This window comes from Arthrobacter sp. ISL-28 (assembly GCF_018613875.1).
In the GTDB taxonomy this organism is placed as follows: Bacteria; Actinomycetota; Actinomycetes; order Actinomycetales; family Micrococcaceae; genus Arthrobacter.
The window spans coordinates 1-5,650 of the sequence record NZ_JAGGPJ010000048.1 but is presented as its reverse complement, the minus strand read 5'-3'; the positions used below and the strand labels follow the sequence as shown (position 1 = coordinate 5,650).

General features: G+C 55.5%; 2 rRNA genes. Both read left to right on the top strand.

Going from position 1 to position 5,650, the window contains the following annotated elements:
- Positions 1 to 198 precede the first annotated feature (198 nt).
- A 16S ribosomal RNA gene (locus J7E80_RS22465) occupies positions 199 to 1,722 on the top strand.
- Positions 1,723 to 2,268: 546 nt separating this feature from the next.
- Positions 2,269 to 5,404: ribosomal RNA gene (locus tag J7E80_RS22460) — 23S ribosomal RNA — on the top strand.
- The 16S and 23S rRNA genes sit together here, the layout of an rRNA operon.
- Positions 5,405 to 5,650 lie beyond the last annotated feature (246 nt).

The following is a 5,650-nucleotide window of genomic DNA, read 5'->3' as shown; positions in this document are numbered from 1 at the left end:
TTTGGGTGGTGCCGGGTGTGTCTGTTGTTTGAGAACTCAATAGTGTGCCAAGTTTGTTGATACCGATTTTTTATTGAATTGGTTGATTGTGCCGGGCTGTCCGCCCCTGTGGATGGTCTGGTGTTTTTGGCTGGTTTCAAATTTTGTGCAGTCTGGTTCCGCGTTTTCCCGTGGTTCCTGGTTGTGTCTGTTTGTTTTTCAACGGAGAGTTTGATCCTGGCTCAGGATGAACGCTGGCGGCGTGCTTAACACATGCAAGTCGAACGATGAAGGGAGCTTGCTCCTGGATTAGTGGCGAACGGGTGAGTAACACGTGAGTAACCTGCCCTTAACTCTGGGATAAGCCTGGGAAACTGGGTCTAATACCGGATATGACTCCTCATCGCATGGTGGGGGGTGGAAAGCTTTTTGTGGTTTTGGATGGACTCGCGGCCTATCAGCTTGTTGGTGAGGTAATGGCTCACCAAGGCGACGACGGGTAGCCGGCCTGAGAGGGTGACCGGCCACACTGGGACTGAGACACGGCCCAGACTCCTACGGGAGGCAGCAGTGGGGAATATTGCACAATGGGCGCAAGCCTGATGCAGCGACGCCGCGTGAGGGATGACGGCCTTCGGGTTGTAAACCTCTTTCAGTAGGGAAGAAGCGAAAGTGACGGTACCTGCAGAAGAAGCGCCGGCTAACTACGTGCCAGCAGCCGCGGTAATACGTAGGGCGCAAGCGTTATCCGGAATTATTGGGCGTAAAGAGCTCGTAGGCGGTTTGTCGCGTCTGCCGTGAAAGTCCGGGGCTCAACTCCGGATCTGCGGTGGGTACGGGCAGACTAGAGTGATGTAGGGGAGACTGGAATTCCTGGTGTAGCGGTGAAATGCGCAGATATCAGGAGGAACACCGATGGCGAAGGCAGGTCTCTGGGCATTAACTGACGCTGAGGAGCGAAAGCATGGGGAGCGAACAGGATTAGATACCCTGGTAGTCCATGCCGTAAACGTTGGGCACTAGGTGTGGGGGACATTCCACGTTTTCCGCGCCGTAGCTAACGCATTAAGTGCCCCGCCTGGGGAGTACGGCCGCAAGGCTAAAACTCAAAGGAATTGACGGGGGCCCGCACAAGCGGCGGAGCATGCGGATTAATTCGATGCAACGCGAAGAACCTTACCAAGGCTTGACATGGGCCGGATCGCCGCAGAAATGTGGTTTCCCCTTTGGGGCCGGTTCACAGGTGGTGCATGGTTGTCGTCAGCTCGTGTCGTGAGATGTTGGGTTAAGTCCCGCAACGAGCGCAACCCTCGTTCCATGTTGCCAGCGCGTAATGGCGGGGACTCATGGGAGACTGCCGGGGTCAACTCGGAGGAAGGTGGGGACGACGTCAAATCATCATGCCCCTTATGTCTTGGGCTTCACGCATGCTACAATGGCCGGTACAAAGGGTTGCGATACTGTGAGGTGGAGCTAATCCCAAAAAGCCGGTCTCAGTTCGGATTGGGGTCTGCAACTCGACCCCATGAAGTCGGAGTCGCTAGTAATCGCAGATCAGCAACGCTGCGGTGAATACGTTCCCGGGCCTTGTACACACCGCCCGTCAAGTCACGAAAGTTGGTAACACCCGAAGCCGGTGGCCTAACCCCTTGTGGGAGGGAGCTGTCGAAGGTGGGACTGGCGATTGGGACTAAGTCGTAACAAGGTAGCCGTACCGGAAGGTGCGGCTGGATCACCTCCTTTCTAAGGAGCACCTACAGATTGTCCATGTTCCGTGTATGCGGGGTGTGGGGTTTGTCAGGAGTAAAGGCCCGTTGCGCAGACGATTGTTCTGCGGCGGGTGCTCATGGGTGGAATATCAACGAATAGGTGCCTGGCGGCACGGGCCGGTTGTTAGTACGGACCTCAGCGTTCTTTCCCTTTTCGGGGGAGGGTGGTGGTGGTCCTGGAACGGAACCGGTGCGGTATCGCCGGGTGGTGTTTGGCACACTGTTGGGTCCTGAGGCAACAGGGCCGGGGGTTGCTGCGGTTTTTGGCTGTGGTGGTTTCCGGGGCTTGTGTGTTTCTGGTTTCCTGGCGCTGCCGATCATGCACTGTTGTGTGTGTGGGGTGTGGTGTACGGGGTTGTTGTTTGAGAACTACATAGTGGACGCGAGCATCTTTTATAAGAAGCAATTTCCAAGAATATGAACCTGGATCTGTGCCGTGGATTGGTTGTGCCCTTTGGGGTGTGGCTGGTTTGTGGTGTGGTTTTCATGGTTCTCTCGAAATTAGTTTTTGATCTTTTGTGGTCAAGTTTTTAAGAGCACACGGTGGATGCCTTGGCATTAGGAGCCGAAGAAGGACGTAGGAATCTGCGATAAGCCTGGGGGAGTCGATAACCGGACTGTGATCCCAGGGTGTCCGAATGGGGAAACCCCGCCAGACGCGCGAGTGATCTGGTGACCCGCATCTGAACACATAGGGTGCGTGGAGGGAACGCGGGGAAGTGAAACATCTCAGTACCCGCAGGAAGAGAAAACAATAGTGATTCCGTTAGTAGTGGCGAGCGAACGCGGATCAGGCTAAACCGTTCCATGTGTGATAGCCGGCGGGCGTTGCATGGTCGGGGTTGTGGGACTTCCCGTTCTGTCTCTGCCGGGACAGTGGGGTGTGAGTGCAGGTATAGGTGAACGGTCTTGAAAGGCCGGCCGGAGAGGGTGTGAGCCCCGTAACCGTAATGCTGTGCACCGCCTGGGAGGGATCCCAAGTAGCACGGGGCCCGAGAAATCCCGTGTGAATCTGTCAGGACCACCTGATAAGCCTAAATACTCCCTAATGACCGATAGCGGACCAGTACCGTGAGGGAAAGGTGAAAAGTACCCCGGGAGGGGAGTGAAACAGTACCTGAAACCGTGTGCTTACAATCCGTCGGAGCAGCCTTTGTAGTTGTGACGGCGTGCCTTTTGAAGAATGAGCCTGCGAGTTAGTGTTACGTCGCGAGGTTAACCCGTGTGGGGAAGCCGTAGCGAAAGCGAGTCTGAACAGGGCGTTGCAGTGGCGTGATCTAGACCCGAAGCGAAGTGATCTACCCATGGCCAGGTTGAAGCGACGGTAAGACGTCGTGGAGGACCGAACCCACTTCAGTTGAAAATGGAGGGGATGAGCTGTGGGTAGGGGTGAAAGGCCAATCAAACTTCGTGATAGCTGGTTCTCCCCGAAATGCATTTAGGTGCAGCGTTGCGTGTTTCTTACCGGAGGTAGAGCTACTGGATGGCTAATGGGCCCTACAAGGTTACTGACGTCAGCCAAACTCCGAATGCCGGTAAGTGAGAGCGCAGCAGTGAGACTGTGGGGGATAAGCTTCATAGTCGAGAGGGAAACAGCCCAGACCACCAACTAAGGCCCCTAAGCGTGTGCTAAGTGGGAAAGGATGTGGAGTTGCGAAGACAACCAGGAGGTTGGCTTAGAAGCAGCCATCCTTAAAAGAGTGCGTAATAGCTCACTGGTCAAGTGATTCCGCGCCGACAATGTAGCGGGGCTCAAGTACACCGCCGAAGTTGTGGCATTCACATGTTTTCCAAGCCTTTGTGGTTCAGGAGTGTGGATGGGTAGGGGAGCGTCGTGTGGGCGGTGAAGTCGCGGTGTAAACCAGCGGTGGAGCCTACACGAGTGAGAATGCAGGCATGAGTAGCGAAAGACGGGTGAGAAACCCGTCCGCCGGATGATCAAGGGTTCCAGGGTCAAGCTAATCTGCCCTGGGTAAGTCGGGACCTAAGGCGAGGCCGACAGGCGTAGTCGATGGACAACGGGTTGATATTCCCGTACCGGCGAAAAACCGCCCATGCTGAACAGGGGATACTAACCGCCCGAAACCTGCCCAATCACCCTTGTGGTGTGCGGGTTTTGGTGGAGCGCGGGACCTGATCCTGGGAGGCAAGCGTATTAACAGGTGTGACGCAGGAAGGTAGCCGAGCCGGGCGATGGTTGTCCCGGTCCAAGGATGTAGGGTCAGAGATTGGCAAATCCGTCTCTGTGTGTTCAATCACGTGCCTGAGATCTGACGGGACTCCCGTAAGGGGGGATTCGGTGATCCTATGCTGCCTAGAAAAGCATCGGCGCGAGGTTTTAGCCGCCCGTACCCCAAACCGACACAGGTGATCAGGTAGAGAATACTAAGGCGATCGAGAGAATTATGGTTAAGGAACTCGGCAAAATGCCCCCGTAACTTCGGGAGAAGGGGGGCCCCAACCTTGAACGGACCGTGCGTCCGGGAGGGGATCGGGGCCGCAGAGACCAGGGGGAAGCGACTGTTTACTAAAAACACAGGTCCGTGCGAAGTCGCAAGACGATGTATACGGACTGACTCCTGCCCGGTGCTGGAAGGTTAAGAGGACCGGTTAGCCGCAAGGCGAAGCTGAGAATTCAAGCCCCAGTAAACGGCGGTGGTAACTATAACCATCCTAAGGTAGCGAAATTCCTTGTCGGGTAAGTTCCGACCTGCACGAATGGAGTAACGACTTCCCCGCTGTCTCAACCATAAACTCGGCGAAATTGCAGTACGAGTAAAGATGCTCGTTACGCGCAGCAGGACGGAAAGACCCCGAGACCTTTACTATAGTTTGGTATTGGTGTTCGGAGTGGCTTGTGTAGGATAGGTGGGAGACGTTGAAGCCCGGACGCCAGTTCGGGTGGAGTCATCGTTGAAATACCACTCTGGTCACTTTGGACATCTAACTTCGGCCCGTAATCCGGGTCAGGGACAGTGCCTGATGGGTAGTTTAACTGGGGCGGTTGCCTCCTAAAAAGTAACGGAGGCGCCCAAAGGTTCCCTCAGCCTGGTTGGCAATCAGGTGTCGAGTGTAAGTGCACAAGGGAGCTTGACTGTGAGAGAGACATCTCGAGCAGGGACGAAAGTCGGGACTAGTGATCCGGCGGTACATTGTGGAATGGCCGTCGCTCAACGGATAAAAGGTACCTCGGGGATAACAGGCTGATCTTGCCCAAGAGTCCATATCGACGGCATGGTTTGGCACCTCGATGTCGGCTCGTCGCATCCTGGGGCTGGAGTAGGTCCCAAGGGTTGGGCTGTTCGCCCATTAAAGCGGTACGCGAGCTGGGTTTAGAACGTCGTGAGACAGTTCGGTCCCTATCCGCTGCGCGCGCAGGAAATTTGAGAAGGGCTGTCCTTAGTACGAGAGGACCGGGACGGACGAACCTCTGGTGTGTCAGTTGTACTGCCAAGTGCACCGCTGATTAGCTACGTTCGGATGGGATAACCGCTGAAAGCATCTAAGCGGGAAGCTCGCTTCGAGATGAGATTTCCATACACCCCCGGGTGTGAGAGGCCCCCAGCCAGACCACTGGGTTGATAGGCCGGATGTGGAAGCGAGGACTAACGACTCGTGAAGCTGACCGGTACTAATAGGCCGATAACTTACACCACACACTCTCTTCGTGAACGGCATTCAAAAGACGTTCACAGCAGAAGCAGGGTAAAAAGATACACAAGACTGCCCGCGTCCACTATGTGGTTCCCAACCAACAAACCCGTTGCTTGCGAACCAACAACTGAATACAACACCACAGCTGGTAACACAGCACAGTTGTAACACCAGATTTCCCACCCCCAGGCCACCGCCCGGGGGACCGGGTACAAGGGTTACGGCGGTCATAGCGTGGGGGAAACGCC